Raw genomic sequence first — 18,609 nt, 5'->3', positions numbered from 1 at the left:
GGCTGGAAACGTCAGAAGCCGCGCTGCTCTTTGATCAGCTCCCAGGCCTTCTGGATCTCTTGGGCCTTCTGTTTGGCCATCTCCATCATCTCCGGCGGCAGACCTTTAGCTACCAGCTTGTCCGGATGATGTTCGTTCATCAGCTTGCGATAGGCGCGCTTCACCGTCGCCGCGTCGTCGGTCGGTTTTACTCCCAGCACATTGCAAGCATCTTCGAGGGTCGGCCCACGCTGCGCCTGCTGCCAGCCGGCGTTGCCGCCATGCTGGCCATAAGAGCGCTGCTGCGAACCGCCGCCAAACTGGGCGCCGCCCTGCATCATCCGCAGGAATTGATCGAACTGGGCGCGGGAGATGCCGAGCTCGTCGGCAATGACGAACAGCACTTCACGTTCGTTAGGATGCAGTTCGCCATCAGCGAACGCCGCCTGCAGCTGAATTTCCAGAAACATCCGAATCAGATCGAAACGGCCAAAGCAGACGCTGCGCAGCTGACGCATTTTCTCGCGCAGGGGATAGTTGTCGGCCTTACCGTCGCGAAACGCCTGCTGCGCCGCGGTGCGCGAGGCGCCATGCAGGTTCATGCGATCCATTAGCACATTGGCGACATGAATATCCGCTTCGGTAACGCGGCCCTTGGATTTGGTCAGGTGCCCCATCACTTCGAAGGTGGTGGAAAAGAAGAGCGACTGACGCTCCTGCTGATTGGCGAAGAGATTTAACCGGCGGCTGCGCGCCCGGTCAAACATATGGCCGACCAGAAAGCCAAGCACCACGCCCCAGAACCCACCACCCATCAGCAAAGCCACTGCCACGCCAATCACTTTACCCAAATACTGCATAGACTCCCCAACTGTTTATCGCCGTTAAGCTCGAATATGACCGCACGTTACCCGGCACTCGCGCCTCGGTCAATTGTGGGACATAGCCTATAATTTGCTTTATCATACTCGTCATTCAACAGGGTGCCTAACGCTCGGGCTCGAAACGGGCAGGATTAACACTAGCGTGATAATGTTGAGTAAGTTAGGCTCTGACCGTTTGCAAGCCGCTGTCACAAGATGATGGAACAATAAATACAACGTATGAAAAAACGTATTCCCAGCCTCCTGGCTACGATGATTGCCAGCGCCTTGTATAGCCAACAAGGCCTCGCTGCCGATCTCGCAACGCAATGTATGCTTGGCGTGCCAAGCTATGATCGTCCGCTCGTGGAAGGTCGTCCTGGCGATCTGCCGGTGACGATTAACGCCGATCATGCGAAGGGCAACTACCCTGACAACGCCGTCTTTACCGGCAACGTCGATATTAACCAGGGGAATAGTCGCCTCCGCGCCGACGAAGTTCAGCTGCATCAGCAGCAGGCCGCGGGCCAGGCGCAGCCGGTGCGCACGGTGGACGCGCTGGGCAACGTGCATTACGACGATAACCAGGTGATCCTCAAAGGGCCAAAAGCCTGGTCGAATCTGAATACCAAAGATACCAACGTCTGGCAGGGCGATTATCAAATGGTCGGACGCCAGGGACGCGGCACCGCCGACCTGATGAAACAGCGCGGTGAAAACCGCTATACCATTCTCGAAAACGGCAGCTTTACCTCCTGTCTGCCGGGCTCCGACACCTGGAGCGTCGTCGGCAGCGAAGTTATCCACGATCGCGAAGAGCAGGTTGCCGAGATCTGGAACGCCCGCTTCAAGCTTGGCTCTGTGCCGATTTTCTATAGCCCCTACCTGCAGCTGCCGGTGGGCGATAAGCGTCGTTCAGGCTTCCTGATCCCGAACGCGAAATACAGCACCAAAAACGGCGTGGAATTCTCCCTGCCGTACTACTGGAACATCGCGCCAAACTTCGATGCCACCATTACTCCGCACTATATGAACAAACGCGGCGGCGTGATGTGGGAAAACGAGTTCCGCTATCTGACCCAGCTCGGCAGCGGCTTAACTGAATTCGACTACCTGCCGTCGGATAAAGTCTACGAAGACGACCACTCGAGCGACAGCAACAGCCGCCGCTGGCTGTTCTACTGGAACCACTCAGGGGTTATCGATCAGGTATGGCGTCTGAACGCTGACTACACCAAGGTCAGCGATCCTGACTACTTCAACGACTTCAGCTCGAAATATGGTTCCAGTACCGACGGCTATGCGACGCAGAAATTCAGCGCCGGTTACGTCAACCAGAACTTTGACGCCACGGTATCGACCAAACAGTTCCAGGTCTTTGACCGCGAATCGAGCAACTCCTATTCGGCTGAGCCGCAGCTCGACGTCAACTACTACCAGAATGATGTCGGTCCGTTCGATACCCATCTCTATGGACAGGTTGCCCATTTTGTTAACTCGAATAACAACATGCCGGAAGCGACCCGCGTTCACTTCGAACCGACGATCAACCTGCCGCTGTCCAACGGTTGGGGCAGTCTGAATACCGAAGCCAAGCTGCTGGCGACTCACTACCAGCAGAGCAACCTCGATAAGTACAATGCCGCCAACGGCACTGACTATAAAGAGTCCGTCAGCCGCGTAATGCCGCAGTTTAAAGTCGACGGCAAAATGGTCTTTGAACGCGACCTGCAGGAGGGATTCACCCAAACGCTGGAACCGCGCGTGCAGTATCTGTACGTGCCGTACCGCGATCAGAGTGAAATCGGCAACTACGACTCCACGCTGTTGCAGTCGGATTACACCGGTCTGTTCCGCGACCGTACCTATAGCGGTCTGGACCGCATCGCGTCGGCTAATCAGGTCACCACCGGGCTCACCTCGCGCGTGTATGATGCCGCCGCGGTGGAACGTTTTAATATTTCCGTTGGTCAAATCTACTATTTCACCGAGTCACGCACCGGTGATGACAACATCAACTGGGAGAACAACGATACCACGGGTTCACTGGTCTGGGCCGGCGATACCTACTGGCGCATTGCCGATGAATGGGGTCTGCGCGGGGGGATCCAGTACGATACGCGTCTGGATAACGTTGCCACTGGTAACGGCACCATTGAATACCGTCGCGATGAGAACCGCTTAGTCCAGCTTAACTATCGTTACGCCAGCCCGGAATATATTCAGGCCACGCTGCCGTCATATTCCACCGCGGCACAATATAAACAGGGTATTTCGCAGGTGGGGATGACCGCCAGTTGGCCGATTGTCGATCGCTGGTCCGTGGTCGGGGCCTACTACTACGATACTAATACCCGGAAAGCAGCAAACCAGATGTTGGGTGTGCAGTATAACTCCTGCTGCTACGCCATCCGTCTTGGCTACGAACGTAAAGTCAACGGCTGGAACAGCAACGACAACGGCGGCGAGAGCAAATACGATAACACCTTCGGAATCAATATCGAATTGCGCGGTCTGAGCTCTAACTACGGCCTCGGCACCCAGCAGATGCTGCGCTCGAACATTTTACCGTACCAGAGCTCCCTGTGATGCGGCTGGTTTACAACATCATCCGCATTTGCGGTTAATCGAAATGGAAAAAGTATGAAGAACTGGAAAACGCTGCTTCTCGGTATCGCCATGATCGCGAATACCAGTTTCGCTGCCCCCCAGGTGGTCGATAAAGTAGCGGCCGTCGTCAATAATGGCGTCGTGCTGGAAAGCGACGTCGATGGTTTGATGCAATCGGTTAAGCTCAATGCTGGTCAGGCTGGCCAACAGCTGCCGGATGACGCCACCCTGCGCCATCAAATCCTCGAAAGACTGATCATGGACCAGATCGTGTTACAGATGGGGCAGAAGATGGGCGTGAAGATCTCTGACGACCAGCTCGATCAGGCTATCGCCAACATCGCCAAACAAAATAATATGACCTTGGATCAGATGCGCAGCCGTCTGGCCTATGAAGGCATCAACTACAACACCTACCGTAACCAGATCCGTAAAGAGATGCTGATTTCGGAAGTGCGTAACAATGAAGTGCGTCGTCGCATCACCGTGCTGCCGCAGGAAGTGGAAGCGCTGGCGAAACAGATCGGCGACCAGAACGACGCCAGCACCGAGCTCAACCTGAGCCACATCCTGATCCCGCTGCCGGAGAACCCGACCTCTGACGAAGTCGCCGCGGCCCAGGAGCAAGCAAACTCCATCGTTGAGCAGGCGCGCAACGGCGCCAACTTCGGCAAACTGGCGATCACCTACTCCGCTGACCAACAGGCGCTGAAGGGTGGCCAGATGGGCTGGGGCCGTATCCAGGAGCTGCCGGGAATTTTCGCTCAGGCGTTAAGCACCGCGAAGAAAGGGGATATCGTCGGTCCGATTCGTTCCGGCGTTGGTTTCCACATTCTGAAAGTCAACGACCTGCGCGGTGGTACCCAGAATATCTCCGTTACCGAGGTTCACGCCCGTCATATTCTGCTGAAACCGTCGCCGATCATGAACGACGCCCAGGCTCAGGCTAAGCTGGAACAGATCGCAGCCGAGATTAAGAGCGGGAAAATCACGTTTGCTCAAGCGGCGAAAACCTATTCGGAAGATCCGGGTTCGGCAAACCAGGGCGGTGATTTAGGCTGGGCCACGCCGGACATCTTTGACCCGGCGTTCCGCGATGCGCTGATGCGTCTGAACAAAGGGCAGACCAGCGGACCAGTGCACTCTTCCTTTGGCTGGCATCTGATCGAACTGCTGGATAGCCGTCAGGTCGACAGAACCGACGCCGCACAGAAAGATCGTGCTTACCGCATGCTGATGAACCGCAAATTCTCTGAAGAAGCGGCAACCTGGATGCAGGAACAGCGCGCCAGTGCGTATGTTAAAATTCTGAGCAACTAATATCGATGCCTGAAACCCGTAAAGTTGTTATCACTCCCGGCGAACCCGCCGGGATTGGCCCTGACCTGGTCGTGCAGCTTGCCCAGCGCGACTGGCCAGTTGAGCTGGTGATTTGCGCCGATGGCGCCCTGTTAACTGACCGAGCCAAGCGGCTCGGTCTTCCTTTATCTCTCCTCCCTTACGATCCCGCGCAACCTCCTGTTCCTCAGCGCGCCGGTACCCTGACGCTGCTGAACGTGCCGCTAAACGTCCCGGCGGAGCCCGGCGTGCTGAACGTGCAAAACGGCGCCTACGTAGTGGAGACGCTGGCGCGCGCCTGCGACGGCTGCCTTAGTGGCGAGTTTGCGGCGTTAGTGACCGGCCCGGTGCATAAAGGCAACATCAACGACGCCGGTATCGCCTTTACCGGTCATACCGAGTTCTTTGAAGAGCGCGCGAAGGCCAGCAAAGTGGTGATGATGTTGGCGACCGAGGAGCTGCGGGTGGCGCTGGTCACCACCCATCTGCCGTTGAAAGCCATCAGCGAAGCGATTACCCCCGAGCTACTGCGCGAGATCATCACCATTCTCGATCACGACCTGCGCACGAAATTTGGCATTGCCCAGCCGCATGTGCTGGTTTGCGGGCTTAACCCGCACGCTGGCGAAGGCGGCCATATGGGAACAGAAGAGATAGACACCATCATTCCGGTGCTGGAAGAGATGCGCGCAAAGGGGATGAACCTCAGCGGTCCGCTGCCGGCAGACACCCTCTTTCAGCCGAAATATCTTGATCATGCCGATGCGGTACTCGCGATGTACCACGATCAGGGCCTGCCCGTGCTAAAATACCAGGGCTTTGGCCGCGGCGTGAACATTACGCTCGGTTTACCTTTTATTCGTACCTCCGTCGACCACGGCACCGCACTGGAATTAGCGGGCCAGGGAAAAGCGGACGTCGGCAGTTTTATCACGGCGCTTAATCTCGCCATCAAAATGATTGTTAATACCCAATGAATAATCGAGTCCATCAGGGCCATTTAGCCCGTAAACGCTTCGGGCAGAACTTCCTCAACGATCAGTTTGTGATCGACAGCATCGTCTCGGCGATTAACCCGCAGAAAGGCCAGGCGATGGTTGAAATCGGCCCCGGCCTGGCGGCCCTGACCGAGCCGGTCGGCGAACGCCTTGACCAGCTGACCGTCATCGAACTGGACCGCGATCTGGCGGCTCGCCTACAGACGCATCCGTTCCTCGGTCCAAAGCTGACCATCTATCAGCAGGATGCGATGACCATGAACTTTGGCGAACTGGCGGAGAAAATGGGCCAGCCGCTGCGCGTCTTCGGCAACCTGCCGTACAATATCTCGACCCCGCTGATGTTCCATCTGTTCAGCTATACTGATGCCATCGCCGATATGCACTTTATGCTGCAGAAGGAAGTAGTGAATCGTCTGGTTGCCGGACCGAACAGTAAGGCGTATGGTCGGTTAAGCGTGATGGCGCAATATTATTGCCAGGTGATCCCGGTACTCGAAGTGCCGCCGAGCGCGTTTACCCCGCCGCCTAAGGTCGACTCCGCGGTGGTACGCCTGGTGCCGCACAGCACCATGCCGTATCCGGTCAAAGAGATCCGGGTGCTGAGCCGCATCACCACCGAAGCGTTCAACCAGCGCCGCAAGACTATCCGCAACAGTCTCGGCAATCTGTTCAGCGTGGAAGTGCTGACCGAGCTGGGCATCGACCCGGCCATGCGCGCCGAAAATATTTCCGTGGCGCAGTACTGCCTGATGGCCAACTGGCTGTCTGACAATCTGCCAACGAAGGAGAGCTAACCATGATTCATTCGCCCCGGGTGTGTGTCCAGGTACAGAGCGTCTATATCGAATCGCAGTCTTCCCCGGAAGAAGAGCGCTACGTCTTCGCTTACACCGTCACCATTCGCAACCTGGGGCGGAGTCAGGTTCAGCTGCTTGGCCGCTACTGGCTCATCACTAACGGCCACGGTCGTGAGACTGAAGTTCAGGGTGAAGGGGTGGTCGGCGAGCAACCGTATATTCCCGCCGGCGGTGAATATCAATATACCAGCGGCGCAGTGATTGAAACGCCGCTGGGAACCATGCAGGGTCATTATGAGATGATCGATATCGACGGCGCGCCGTTCCGTATTGAGATCCCTGTTTTCCGTCTCGCAGTTCCAACGCTCATTCATTAAAACAATGTCAACATACCTTATTGGCGACGTTCACGGTTGCTACGATGAACTGATCGCATTATTAGCGCAGGTTGAATTCGATCCGCGGAGAGATACGCTGTGGCTGACCGGCGATCTGGTGGCCCGAGGCCCGGGATCGCTGGAGGTCCTGCGCTATGTCAAATCTCTGGGCGACAGCGTACGACTGGTGCTGGGCAACCATGACTTACACCTGCTGGCGGTCTTTGCCGGTATCAGCCGCAACAAGCCGAAGGATCGTCTGAAACCACTGCTGGAAGCGCCGGATGCCGATGAGCTGCTCAACTGGCTGCGTCGCCAGCCGCTGCTGCAGGTGGATGAAGAGAAAAAGCTGGTGATGGCCCATGCCGGCATTACGCCGCAGTGGGATCTGGAGACCGCCCAGCAGTGCGCGCGCGATGTTGAAGCAGTGCTCTCCAGCGACTCCTATCCTTTCTTCCTCGATGCCATGTACGGCGACATGCCGAACCACTGGAGCAACGAGCTGAGCGGCCTGGCGCGCCTGCGCTTTATCTCTAACGCCTTTACCCGCATGCGCTACTGTTTCCCGAACGGCCAGCTGGATATGTATTCGAAGGAAGCGCCCGAGGACGCCCCGGCGCCGCTGAAGCCGTGGTTTGCCATTCCCGGCCCGGTCAGCAATGCCTACAGCATTGCCTTTGGCCACTGGGCTTCGCTGGAGGGACGCGGCACGCCGGAGGGGATTTACGCCCTGGATACCGGCTGCTGCTGGGGCGGGGAACTCACCTGCCTGCGCTGGGAAGATAAGCAGTACTTCACCCAGCCGTCAAACCGGCAGAAAAGCCTCGACGAAGGCGAAGCCGTCGCGTCCTGACTCTTCCCGGATAGCGGCGCGTTGCGCCTTATCCGGGCTACCTGCTGCGTCGTTTTGTCGGGTGGCGGCTAACGCCTTACCCGACCTACATTTCCTTGCCATTTGTAGCCTTGGGCAGCGCTCCAGGAAGACGAAGCCCGCGACGGGAAACACGACGAGATACTGAGTGCGCCATCGTCGCGCAATTCATGCAAAAGAAAACCCCGGTCACGCCAGACGCGACCGGGGTTTTTTTATCGCTATCCTGCCCGCTTAACGGCGTTCGAGGATCTCAAAGCAGTAGCTATGGGAGTTCTGCGCGTCGGCGTCATGAAACTCGCTGAACACCGACTCCCATTCGTCCGGATCGTAATCCGGGAAATGGGTATCGCCTTCCACTTCCGCATCAATATGGGTCAAGTAGAGCTTCTGCGCTTTCGGCAGGAACTGCTCATACACCCGGCCGCCGCCGATCACCATAATCTCTTCCACATCGCCGCAGGCGGCAATTGCTTCTTCTACGGAGGAGACCCACTGCACGCGATCGTCGCTGCCGGGTTTGCTGCTGATCACGATATTTTTACGCCCCGGCAATGGGCGCCCAATGGATTCCCAGGTCAGACGCCCCATCACCACCGGCTTATTTAACGTGTTGCGTTTGAACCAGGCGAGATCGGCAGGCAGGTTCCATGGCATGGCGTTTTCCATACCAATGACGCGATCTACCGCTAACGCCGCAATCAGACTGATCATTCATTCATTCCCGAGTGCAAAAAATTGTCGCCACTATACGGAAAGCGTACAACTTCGTCGACTGGCCGGAGGGTAAAGAATAAGAAAATTTTCTGATTTGCTGGCAAGCCCACGTTCACACCGTGGGCCGCCAGAAGAGGATCCAAACGAAAACAAAATGTTACTGGTCAGCCTCAGGCTGAGGGCTTATTTTCCGGCTCATCGGCGATATCCCCGGTGTGCCTGCCCTCTTCCGTACCCTGCCAGCCATGACGCTGCACCAGCGACAGATGATGACGATCTTCGTTGATGATGCCGGTCAGCATATCGCTGGTCCGCTTGAAGACCGCCACCCGCGACGCGGCATCGTTTTCCGCCATCGCCACCATCTCTTCGACCATCTGCAGGTTGAATCGACGGAACAGATCGGCCCGCTCGCGCGCTTCATAGGCGCCGAGCCCCAGCGCCTCCAGCGTCATTCGGCCGGACTTCAGCGCCGCCTCGAAGGTTTCACGCTCCGGGGCCTCGACGCCAGCCTGGCGCAGCTGAATGTAATGATCGACATCGCGGGCGCGGGAGATGATCTGCAGATGCGGAAAATGCTCTTTTACCCTCGCCACCAGCTCCAGGCTGACGTGCGGATCGTCAATGGCATTGATCAGCACTTCCGCCTTTTCGGCGCCGGCCGACTCCAGCAGATCGACCCGGGTGGCATCGCCGTAGAAAACCTTCATATCAAATTTGCGCAGGGTATCGACATGGTCCGGATCGTGATCGAGGATCACCATCTTCACCCCGCTCGAGAGCAGCAAACGGCCGGCTATCTGCCCGAAGCGGCCAAAGCCGGCGACAATCACCCGCGGCTGCTCTTCATCAATCTCGTCAGCATCACGCGCCTGGCCGCTGGACGATTTCTCCAGACGGGTCAGCAGCACCAGCAGAATGGGGGTTGCCGCCATCGACAGGGCCACCGCCAGGGTCAACGCTTTTGCCCATTCGCCGTCCAGTACATCCGCCATCCGCGCGGCGCCAAACACCACAAACGCGAACTCACTCCCCTGCCCCAGCAGCACCGCAAACCAGCGGCGCTGGGCGCGCGGTACGCCAAGCGGCCTGGCGATAAGCCACAGCATCAGCATTTTTATCGCCAGGAAACCGACCAGCAAAATCACAATACGCAGCGGATGGGTGACCAGGGTGCCGAAATCAATCGACATGCCGACGCCGATAAAGAACAGCCCCAACAGCAGTCCTTTAAACGGCTCAATATCACTCTCCAGCGCATGACGATATTCGGAGCTGGCCAGCAGCACCCCGGCGAGAAACGCCCCCATCGCCATCGACAGCCCCACCTCTTCCAGCAATAAGCCAAAGCCGAAGACCAGGAACAGGGCCACGGCGCTGAACACTTCGCGCAGGCCGGAACGGGCGACAAAGCGCAGCAGCGGGCGGGTCAGATAGCGCCCAAGGACCACCACCAGCGCCAGCGCTGCGGCCACTTTCAGCGCGGAGAGGGCAAAAGCCATCAGCGAAGTGGCGCCGCCGCTGGCCGCCAGCAGCGGGATCATCGCCACCAGCGGGATCGCGGCGATATCCTGGAACAGCAGCACTGCGAAGGCGCTGCGCCCCATCTGCGACACCGTCAGATTGCGCTCATTCATCGCCTGCATAGCGATCGCGGTTGAGGAAAGCGCCAGAGTCATACCAATCAGCTCGGCCACCTGCCAGCGCAGGCCCAGCAGCATGCAGAACAGGCCGATCAACACCCCGCAGGCCACCATCTGCAGTGCGCCGCCGCCAAACACCGAGGCGCGCAGCTTCCATAAGCGCTGCGGATCGAGCTCCAGACCAATGACGAACAGCATCAGCACCACGCCAATCTCGGCAAAGTGCAGAATCGCCTCGGCATCGGTCACCAGCCGCAGCGCCCACGGGCCGATAATACAGCCGGCGATGAGATAGCCCAGCACTGACCCCAGCCCCAGACGGACGGCGATGGGCACAATCAGCGCCGCGGCGCCGAGGTAAATCAACGCCTGTATCAGCGTGTGGCTATCCATTCTGGTGTGCCTCCTGCCAGTCGATTAAGCGTTGACGATAGCGGCGGGCCTGCGCCTGCAGCGTTTCATCATCGCAGATAAAGGTGCAGTGCATAGCGAACGGCGGCAGCCATTTCATTCCGCAGTAAAGCGCGGTTGCCTGCAACGGCTGCGCCAGCACCGGAAAACCGGGGAATGAGCCGATGTCGAAGTGGCTTTCACCGCCGCCGGTGGTCACCGCCCACATCAGCGATTTACCGCGCAGGGCAATACCGTTGTGACCATAGGCCCAGCCGTGCGACAGCACCTTGTCCATCCACAGCTTGAGCAGCGGCGGTACGCTATACCACTGCATAGGATGCTGCCAGATAACCAGATCGGCACGGGCCAGCGCCGCCTGCTCGGCGGCGACATCGATATTAAAGTCGGGATAGAGTTGATAGAGGGAGCGTATCTCTACGCCTTCAAGCGTCCCTGCCTGTTCAAGCATTCGCTTATTCGCATGAGAATGCTGCGGATAAGGATGCGCATAAATTATCAGAATCATTGATTGGCCTGCGTTTGCTCTTGTCGTAATCAGCAAGAGTGTAGACAGTTAAGCGAACCGCTTACAATGATAACTGTGATTTATGTCGCGATGGCTTACGCAACGCGCGCCCTGAGGGTTAACGTCAGGCCTTAGTTATCCAGCTCGTCCATGGACTTCACCTGGTCGCGGTTAATCTGCTCCACGCGGCCGGTTTCGGCATTTTTGTATGAGACAAGGCCGGTGTCATCATCCACCTGCGGTTTGCCGCTGGTGACAATGGTCTTGCCGTCGGTGGTTTTGATCGACTGATTCGATGAGCAGCCGGCCACGAACATGATTGCCGTCGCTGCCAGTGCGGATGCCACCAGAATATTGTTCCGCATTGTATCCTCCTGTCTTTTCATCAATAGGTATCGTTATGGTGCTAACTATAGTTAGCCTGACCCGACAGGGGGTTAAAAGCAGAACTCTCTGAAGATGGCTGCGGCCCAAAAAAATAGGCTGACGATGTCGTCAGCCCAGGATTGTTGCTATCCGGCCAGGCCGGGAAGCTTATTTAGTGATTTGCGCGTGCATTTCCTGAACCGAAATCACCTTCTCGGTGGCGTCAGCGTTCAGCGCCATCGCGGTGGCAAAGCCGCCGTTCAGGGTGGTGTCGTAATGCACTTTGTACTGCAGCGCGCTGCGGCGAATCAGCTTGGAGTCTTCAATCGCCTGGCGACCTGCGGTGGTGTTGATGATGTAGGTATATTCGCCATTCTTGATGCGGTCCTGAATGTGCGGACGACCTTCATGCACCTTGTTCACCAGACGCGGGTTAATGCCCGCTTCACCCAGCACAATCGCCGTACCGTGAGTCGCATCCAGCTCGAAGCCAAACTTCAGCAGCTTCGCCGCCAGGTCAACCACGCGCTCTTTATCGCCTTCGCGGACGGAGAGCAGCGCGCGACCCTGTTTCTTCATGGTCGAGTTGCTGCCCAGCTGCGCTTTGGCGAACGCTTCGGCAAAGGTGCGGCCGACGCCCATCACTTCCCCGGTGGAGCGCATTTCTGGCCCTAACAGCGGGTCAACGCCCGGGAATTTATTGAACGGCAGGACCACCTCTTTCACCGAGTAGTACGGCGGGATGATCTCTTTGGTCACGCCCTGCTGCGCAAGCGTCTTACCGGCCATCACGCGCGCCGCCACTTTCGCCAGCGGGACGCCGGTGGCTTTGGAGACGAACGGTACGGTACGCGCCGCACGCGGGTTGACCTCAATCAGATAAACTTCGTTATCTTTCACCGCGAACTGGACGTTCATCAGGCCGCGAACCTGCAGCTCGAAGGCCAGCTTCTGCACCTGCTCGCGCATTACATCCTGAATCTCTTTGCTCAGGGTGTAGGCCGGCAGGGAACAGGCGGAGTCGCCGGAGTGAACGCCTGCCTGCTCGATATGCTCCATGATGCCGCCAATCAGCACCATTTCGCCATCGCAGATGGCATCGACATCCACTTCAATCGCATCGTCGAGGAAGCGATCCAGCAGCACCGGCGCGTCGTTGGAGACGCTGACCGCGGTCTGGAAGTAGCGGCGCAGATCCTGCTCGTCATAGACGATCTCCATCGCCCGGCCGCCGAGCACATAAGACGGACGTACCACCAGCGGGTAGCCAATCTCTTTCGCTTTCTCTACCGCCTGCTCAATGGCGGTGACGGTGGCGTTCGCCGGCTGCTTCAGCTTCAGACGGTCAACCGCGTGCTGGAAGCGCTCACGGTCTTCCGCCCGGTCGATAGCGTCCGGACTGGTACCGATAACCGGCACGCCGGCAGCTTCCAGGGCACGAGCCAGCTTCAGCGGGGTCTGGCCGCCGTACTGGACGATAACGCCTTTTGGCTTCTCGATGCGCACGATTTCCAGCACGTCTTCCAGGGTCACCGGCTCAAAATACAGACGGTCGGAGGTGTCGTAGTCGGTAGAGACGGTTTCCGGGTTACAGTTGACCATGATGGTCTCGTAACCGTCCTCGCGCAGCGCCAGCGAGGCGTGTACGCAGCAGTAGTCGAATTCGATACCCTGACCGATACGGTTCGGGCCGCCGCCGAGGACCATGATTTTATCGCGGTCAACGGACGGGTTGGACTCACACTCTTCTTCATAAGTGGAGTACATGTAGGCGGTATCGGTAGCAAATTCCGCAGCGCAGGTGTCCACGCGCTTGTAGACCGGGTGCAGGTCATACTGGTCGCGCAGCTTGCGGATTTCCGCTTCCCGCACGCCCGCCAGCTTCGCCAGACGCGCATCGGCAAAGCCTTTACGCTTCAGGGTGCGCAGGAAGTCAGCGTCGAGGCCGTTGATGCCCACTTCCGCCACTTTCTCTTCCAGACGGACCAGCTCTTCAATCTGTACCAGGAACCAGCGGTCGATGTTGGTCAGGTTGAAGACGCCGTCAACCGAGAGGCCCGCGCGGAACGCGTCAGCGATATACCAGATACGCTCAGCGCCGGCATCTTTCAGCTCGCGGCGGATTTTGGTCAGCGCTTCCGGGTCGTCGAGGCTCACTTTCGGGTCAAAGCCGGTAGCGCCCACTTCCAGACCGCGCAGCGCTTTCTGCAAAGATTCCTGCTGGGTACGGCCAATCGCCATCACTTCGCCGACAGACTTCATCTGGGTGGTCAGACGGTCGTTGGCGCCGGCGAATTTTTCGAAGTTAAAGCGTGGGATTTTAGTGACCACGTAGTCGATGGACGGTTCAAAGGAAGCCGGGGTGCGGCCGCCGGTGATGTCGTTCATCAGCTCGTCAAGGGTATAACCTACCGCCAGCTTGGCTGCCACTTTAGCAATCGGGAAGCCGGTGGCCTTAGAGGCCAGCGCCGAGGAGCGGGAGACGCGCGGGTTCATTTCGATAACGATCAGGCGACCGTTTTTCGGGTTGACCGCGAACTGCACGTTAGAGCCGCCGGTTTCGACGCCGATTTCACGCAGCACCGCCATCGAGGCGTTACGCATGATCTGGTACTCTTTGTCGGTCAGGGTCTGCGCCGGGGCAACGGTGATGGAGTCACCGGTGTGGATCCCCATGGCGTCGAAGTTTTCGATGGAGCAGACGATGATGCAGTTATCGTTCTTATCGCGCACCACTTCCATCTCGTACTCTTTCCAGCCGATCAGCGATTCATCGATCAGCAGTTCGTTGGTCGGAGAGAGATCCAGGCCGCGTTCGCAAATTTCTTCGAACTCTTCGCGGTTATAGGCGATACCGCCGCCGGTGCCGCCCATGGTGAAGGACGGACGGATGATGCACGGGAAACCAACGTCGGCGGCAACCGCCAGCGCCTCTTCCATCGTGTGGGCGATACCAGAGCGCGCGGTGTCGAGGCCGATTTTTTTCATTGCGATATCGAAACGGCGACGGTCTTCGGCTTTATCAATCGCATCGGCGGTGGCACCAATCATGGTCACGCCGAATTCAGCCAGTACCCCCTGACGCTCCAGCTCGAGCGCGCAGTTCAGCGCCGTCTGGCCGCCCATGGTCGGCAGCACCGCATCCGGGCGCTCTTTTTCGATGATTTTACGCACCACTTCCCAGTGAATCGGCTCGATGTAGGTGGCATCGGCCATTTCCGGGTCGGTCATGATGGTCGCCGGGTTAGAGTTCACCAGGATAACGCGGTAGCCCTCTTCGCGCAGCGCTTTACACGCCTGGGCGCCGGAGTAGTCAAACTCACACGCCTGACCGATAACAATCGGGCCCGCGCCCAGAATCAGGATACTTTTTATGTCTGTACGTTTTGGCATTGCTTTCTTCTCCGAAGAACCTGTTTATGGTCGTCGCGAGCGATGGGTAGACAAGGAAAAAATTTGTGAGAAAGCGCAGTTTACAAAACGTAAATGAGCATTTTGAACAAATTTTTAACGCCGTATTCCCGAGCACAGCAGAACATAAACAGGTTCTGATTATTTCGCGGACTGACGGTAGAGCTCAATTAACTCGATAAAGTGGTCGAACAGCGGCGCGGCATCGTGCGGCCCCGGGCTCGCTTCAGGGTGCCCCTGGAAGCTGAACGCCGGTTTGTCGGTACGATGGATCCCCTGCAGGGTGCCGTCGAACAGCGACTTATGGGTCACGCGCAGGTTGGCCGGCAGCGTCGCCTCATCTACGGCGAAACCATGGTTCTGGGCAGTGATCATCACCACGTTGTTATCAATATCTTTCACCGGGTGGTTGCCGCCGTGGTGGCCGAACTTCATCTTAATGGTCTTGGCACCGCTCGCCAGCGCCAGTAGCTGATGGCCAAGGCAGATGCCGAATACCGGAATATCGGTCTCAAGGAATTTTTCAATCGCCTCGATAGCGTAATCGCACGGCGCCGGGTCGCCAGGGCCGTTGGAGAGGAAGATACCGTCCGGATTGAGCGCCAGCACGTCCGCGGCGGAGGTCTTCGCCGGCACCACCGTCAGGCGGCAGCCGCGGTCAACCAGCATGCGCAGGATGTTGCGTTTCGCGCCGAAGTCATATGCCACAACGTGGAACGGCAGCTCGCTTTCCGCTTTCGCTTCCGGCAGGTCGCCCGCCAGGGTCCAGCTGCCTTGCGTCCAGCTATAGGTTTCTGCGGTGGTCACTTCCTTCGCCAAGTCCATGCCGTTCAGGCCCGGGAACGCTTTCGCTTTTTCCAGCGCCAGCTGGGCATCCGGGCTGTCGCCCGCGATGATGCAGCCGTTCTGCGCCCCTTTCTCACGCAGCAGACGCGTCAGCTTGCGGGTATCGATATCGGCAATCGCCACGATGTTATGGCGCTTCAGATAAGAAGAGAGGTCTTCAGTACTGCGGAAGTTGCTGGCAATCAGCGGCAGGTCGCGAATAACCAGACCCTGCGCATGTACCTGAGAAGATTCTTCATCGGCGGCGTTGGTGCCGACATTACCAATATGAGGATAAGTAAGAGTGACGATTTGGCGGGAATAGGAAGGATCAGTGAGGATTTCTTGATAACCGGTCATTGAAGTATTGAAAACGACTTCCCCAACCGCCGTGCCGGTTGCCCCGATGGCCCGACCGTGAAACTGGGTTCCGTCTTCCAGAACCAATAGCGCTGACTTAATCAAAACATCCTCCAGAGAATATCCACTCACTTTATTTGCATATTAATTCATAAATACGATCTGAATCAATGCAAATCTGTTGCCCGCAGATTTTTGGCAAACGGCGGCATTCTGGAGAGATGTCGGATAAAAGTCAACTTAAAGCGGAGATTTTTAATGTCATTTTACGCCACTGGTGCGTAACACGTGATTTTTACGCCAAAAAGATCAACAAACCTGGCTGAGAAAACGCTTGCGGATGTGGAAGAGTGTAAAACAGAGGGATGATCGACAAAAAAGTGGACCAGATGGTCAAAATTTACATTTCATTCACTAAAAAACACGCTAATACTGTATTTTTTACGCATTACACTTAAAACATACGCCATAATTCGCAAAAATAAAAAAGGGCAACAAAATATTGCCCTCTGCATCAATAACTTATTGATAGCAATAACCACATCACGATGGTTAACAATCGTTATAAACTATTCAGATCCAGCACATCACGCATATCAAACAGGCCATTTTTCTTGCCTTTCAGCCATAATGCTGAACGAACAGCGCCATTTGCAAAGGTCATGCGGCTGGACGCTTTATGGGTGATTTCAATACGCTCACCGATGTCAGCAAACATTGCCGTATGCTCCCCGACGATATCCCCCGCGCGAACGGTCGCGAAGCCGATGGTGCCCGGGACGCGTTCGCCAGTGTAGCCTTCACGACTGTAGACCGCGCAGTCCTTGAGATCTTTGTTCAATGCCCCGGCGATCGCTTCGCCCATCGCCAGCGCGGTGCCTGACGGCGCATCCACTTTATGCCGGTGGTGCGCTTCGATAATTTCGATGTCGGTATAGTCGCCCATCACCTTTGCCGCCTTCTCCAGCAGCTTCAACAGGACGTTGACGCCAACGCTAAAGTTAGCGGCGAAGACAATGGCAATGTCCTGCGCGGCATCGCGAATCGCCTGTTTGCCAGCGTCGTCAAAACCGGTGGTGCCGATGACCATCCCTTTGCCGTGCTCGCGGCAAAACGCCAGATGGTTCAGCGTGCCTTCCGGGCGGGTAAAATCGATCAACACGTCGAAATCATCTTTTACCGCCGCCAGGCTGCTCTGCACCGCGACGCCCGCTTTGCCGGCGCCCGCCAGCTCGCCGGCGTCGCTGCCCACCAGGCTTGACCCTTCGCGCTCCAGCGCCACGCCCAGCGCCACGCCTTCCATCTGCATTGCAGCCTGAATTAACTGGCGTCCCATCCGGCCGCCCGCGCCGGCGATGGCCACGCGGATTTGTGCATCATGCATAGCTATTCTCTTTTGTTAACATTACGTAAATTGTTTTCAGAGTAACCAGCCCGTCAGCGGGCCGCTACTCAAAAACGCCGATAATTAGAAATTTATGACAAACGGCGGACGATATCAGTAAAAACTATACGATTGTGCCGCGATTCCGTGTTTACCGGATGACAACCGGGAAGGCTAATGATGGCGCCTTCGCCCGTACAGTGCGGGCGAAGGCGGTATTGCAGTGGGTTACAGCGGGAAAAGCGCGCCGGCGGGAAACGCGGATAAAAACCAGGTCACCGCCAACAGATCGGCGCTGCCGCCGGGGCTGAGATGGCGGGCAATCAGCTCATCGTCAAACTGTCGCAGCGCCTCCAGCCCGCCGTCCGCCAGCACGCCGCCCTGCCACAGCAGTCGCTGCGCCTCCTGCTGGACAAAGTTCAGCCCGGCAAGCCCGCCGCGCGAGACCAGGTTGGTGTCATCATTCCACGCCATCAGATGCAGCAGGGTTTGCAGTAGCGCCAGATTACTGTCGCCGGTCTCTTCCATCATGCGGGTAAAGACTGGCATGGCCTGGGTACGCACCGTCAGGAAACCGCTCTCCGCCTCGCCGCGGGCCCCGGAGAGACCATAGCGCAGAAAATGAGCCTCGCCTTTACTGAGCCGTTCCCCGCCAGCAGAAGACAACTCCTGCATAACCATGCCGCGACAGAAGCGCGCCACCTGGTCGCAAAGCCGGTGCTGCTCTATCGGCTCACCTTTCGACACCAGCCTGCCCGCCGCCGCGCTGAGCAGGCCAAAAGCGAAGATCGCCCCGCGATGGGTATTCACCCCGCCGGTGGCCTCCAGCATATCGTTCTCACAGGCCATCCCTACCGGGCGCAGCATCATCAATACCTGCTCCGGCGCGACCGCCGCAGTATCGTGGCCCATGATGAAAAATTTCTCCATCCACGGAGCCACCACCGCGGTGCTGGCCTCAAACGAGGCCAGATCCATATCCCAGTGCGCACCAGCGTTACGAATATCCACCAACCCGGGCTTTGGGGTCAGGCGAACTTCGGTCAACAGCGCGCGCTCTACCGCGCTGACCACCTCTTCGGCACTCAGTGGCTTCACGCGCCGCACACGCGCAGGATTAATTAACACGTCGCTCATGGCCTTTCCCC

The 18,609-nt window shown here is 57.6% G+C and carries 15 protein-coding genes; 6 read left to right on the top strand and 9 right to left on the bottom strand.

Features of this window, described 5'->3' with window-relative positions; all coding sequences use genetic code 11:
• Positions 1-11 precede the first annotated feature (11 nt).
• Entirely contained in the window at positions 12-839 is an 828-nt protein-coding gene (gene djlA / locus DR88_RS22310) for a co-chaperone DjlA (RefSeq protein ID WP_002888332.1), read from the bottom strand.
• Between the two features lie 243 nt (positions 840-1,082).
• On the opposite strand from djlA, the gene lptD reads away from it, so the two are divergent.
• The 6 genes from lptD to apaH are packed head-to-tail and all read left to right on the top strand — an operon-like array spanning position 1,083 to position 7,818.
• Positions 1,083-3,431: an LPS assembly protein LptD gene (lptD, locus tag DR88_RS22315; protein WP_004147026.1), complete on the top strand. Its 2,349-nt coding sequence runs from the start codon at positions 1,083-1,085 to the stop codon at positions 3,429-3,431.
• Between the two features lie 54 nt (positions 3,432-3,485).
• Positions 3,486-4,772, top strand: a complete 1,287-nt coding sequence (gene surA, locus DR88_RS22320) for a peptidylprolyl isomerase SurA (RefSeq protein WP_002888329.1) — start codon at positions 3,486-3,488, stop codon at positions 4,770-4,772.
• Positions 4,773-4,777: 5 nt separating this feature from the next.
• Complete coding sequence (pdxA, locus tag DR88_RS22325) at positions 4,778-5,767, top strand: 4-hydroxythreonine-4-phosphate dehydrogenase PdxA (RefSeq protein ID WP_002888327.1); 990 nt, start codon at positions 4,778-4,780, stop codon at positions 5,765-5,767.
• Positions 5,764-6,585 (top strand): 16S rRNA (adenine(1518)-N(6)/adenine(1519)-N(6))-dimethyltransferase RsmA, encoded by an 822-nt coding sequence (gene rsmA, locus DR88_RS22330; RefSeq protein ID WP_002888324.1) that lies wholly within the window; start codon positions 5,764-5,766, stop codon positions 6,583-6,585. The genes pdxA and rsmA overlap by 4 nt, the downstream gene beginning before the upstream one ends.
• A gap of 2 nt (positions 6,586-6,587) precedes the next feature.
• Positions 6,588-6,965 (top strand): Co2+/Mg2+ efflux facilitator ApaG/CorD, encoded by a 378-nt coding sequence (gene apaG / locus DR88_RS22335; protein ID WP_004182901.1) that lies wholly within the window; start codon positions 6,588-6,590, stop codon positions 6,963-6,965.
• A gap of 4 nt (positions 6,966-6,969) precedes the next feature.
• Entirely contained in the window at positions 6,970-7,818 is an 849-nt protein-coding gene (apaH, locus tag DR88_RS22340; protein ID WP_002888321.1) for a bis(5'-nucleosyl)-tetraphosphatase (symmetrical) ApaH, read from the top strand.
• 252 nt (positions 7,819-8,070) lie between these two features.
• On the opposite strand, the gene folA is transcribed toward apaH, so the two are convergent.
• From folA to citG, 8 genes are all read right to left on the bottom strand, one after another.
• Positions 8,071-8,550, bottom strand: a complete 480-nt coding sequence (gene folA / locus DR88_RS22345; protein ID WP_002888320.1) for a type 3 dihydrofolate reductase — start codon at positions 8,548-8,550, stop codon at positions 8,071-8,073.
• Between the two features lie 173 nt (positions 8,551-8,723).
• Positions 8,724-10,589, bottom strand: a complete 1,866-nt coding sequence (kefC, locus tag DR88_RS22350; protein ID WP_004145992.1) for a glutathione-regulated potassium-efflux system protein KefC — start codon at positions 10,587-10,589, stop codon at positions 8,724-8,726.
• A complete protein-coding gene (gene kefF, locus DR88_RS22355) occupies positions 10,582-11,115 on the bottom strand; it encodes a glutathione-regulated potassium-efflux system oxidoreductase KefF (protein WP_002888068.1) in 534 nt (177 codons plus the stop codon). The genes kefC and kefF overlap by 8 nt, the downstream gene beginning before the upstream one ends.
• A 131-nt stretch (positions 11,116-11,246) precedes the next feature.
• Positions 11,247-11,480 (bottom strand): YgdI/YgdR family lipoprotein, encoded by a 234-nt coding sequence (locus DR88_RS22360; RefSeq protein WP_002888059.1) that lies wholly within the window; start codon positions 11,478-11,480, stop codon positions 11,247-11,249.
• Positions 11,481-11,649: 169 nt separating this feature from the next.
• Positions 11,650-14,874 (bottom strand): carbamoyl-phosphate synthase large subunit, encoded by a 3,225-nt coding sequence (carB, locus tag DR88_RS22365; protein WP_002888056.1) that lies wholly within the window; start codon positions 14,872-14,874, stop codon positions 11,650-11,652.
• A gap of 159 nt (positions 14,875-15,033) precedes the next feature.
• The gene (carA, locus tag DR88_RS22370) at positions 15,034-16,182 is read right to left on the bottom strand and encodes a glutamine-hydrolyzing carbamoyl-phosphate synthase small subunit (RefSeq protein WP_004177433.1); all 1,149 of its coding nucleotides are present in this window, start codon (positions 16,180-16,182) and stop codon (positions 15,034-15,036) included.
• Positions 16,183-16,639: 457 nt separating this feature from the next.
• Positions 16,640-17,461, bottom strand: coding sequence for a 4-hydroxy-tetrahydrodipicolinate reductase (gene dapB, locus DR88_RS22375; protein WP_025860628.1), 822 nt, complete (start codon positions 17,459-17,461; stop codon positions 16,640-16,642).
• Positions 17,462-17,689: 228 nt separating this feature from the next.
• Positions 17,690-18,598, bottom strand: a complete 909-nt coding sequence (gene citG / locus DR88_RS22380; protein WP_004222628.1) for a triphosphoribosyl-dephospho-CoA synthase CitG — start codon at positions 18,596-18,598, stop codon at positions 17,690-17,692.
• Positions 18,599-18,609 lie beyond the last annotated feature (11 nt).

Origin of the sequence: Klebsiella pneumoniae (genome assembly GCF_000742135.1) — a bacterium.
Taxonomy (GTDB): Bacteria; Pseudomonadota; Gammaproteobacteria; order Enterobacterales; family Enterobacteriaceae; genus Klebsiella; species Klebsiella pneumoniae.
This window is presented reverse-complemented; position numbering and strand designations above follow the sequence as displayed.

Coding starts and splice junctions, on each gene's coding strand:
- DR88_RS22360 (WP_002888059.1), bottom strand. CDS start 11,480: ATGCGGAACAATATTCTGGTGGCATCCGCACTGGCAGCGACGGCAATC.
- djlA (WP_002888332.1), bottom strand. CDS start 839: ATGCAGTATTTGGGTAAAGTGATTGGCGTGGCAGTGGCTTTGCTGATG.
- citG (WP_004222628.1), bottom strand. CDS start 18,598: ATGAGCGACGTGTTAATTAATCCTGCGCGTGTGCGGCGCGTGAAGCCA.
- folA (WP_002888320.1), bottom strand. CDS start 8,550: ATGATCAGTCTGATTGCGGCGTTAGCGGTAGATCGCGTCATTGGTATG.
- apaH (WP_002888321.1), top strand. CDS start 6,970: ATGTCAACATACCTTATTGGCGACGTTCACGGTTGCTACGATGAACTG.
- dapB (WP_025860628.1), bottom strand. CDS start 17,461: ATGCATGATGCACAAATCCGCGTGGCCATCGCCGGCGCGGGCGGCCGG.
- lptD (WP_004147026.1), top strand. CDS start 1,083: ATGAAAAAACGTATTCCCAGCCTCCTGGCTACGATGATTGCCAGCGCC.
- pdxA (WP_002888327.1), top strand. CDS start 4,778: ATGCCTGAAACCCGTAAAGTTGTTATCACTCCCGGCGAACCCGCCGGG.
- carB (WP_002888056.1), bottom strand. CDS start 14,874: ATGCCAAAACGTACAGACATAAAAAGTATCCTGATTCTGGGCGCGGGC.
- kefF (WP_002888068.1), bottom strand. CDS start 11,115: ATGATTCTGATAATTTATGCGCATCCTTATCCGCAGCATTCTCATGCG.
- apaG (WP_004182901.1), top strand. CDS start 6,588: ATGATTCATTCGCCCCGGGTGTGTGTCCAGGTACAGAGCGTCTATATC.
- rsmA (WP_002888324.1), top strand. CDS start 5,764: ATGAATAATCGAGTCCATCAGGGCCATTTAGCCCGTAAACGCTTCGGG.
- kefC (WP_004145992.1), bottom strand. CDS start 10,589: ATGGATAGCCACACGCTGATACAGGCGTTGATTTACCTCGGCGCCGCG.
- surA (WP_002888329.1), top strand. CDS start 3,486: ATGAAGAACTGGAAAACGCTGCTTCTCGGTATCGCCATGATCGCGAAT.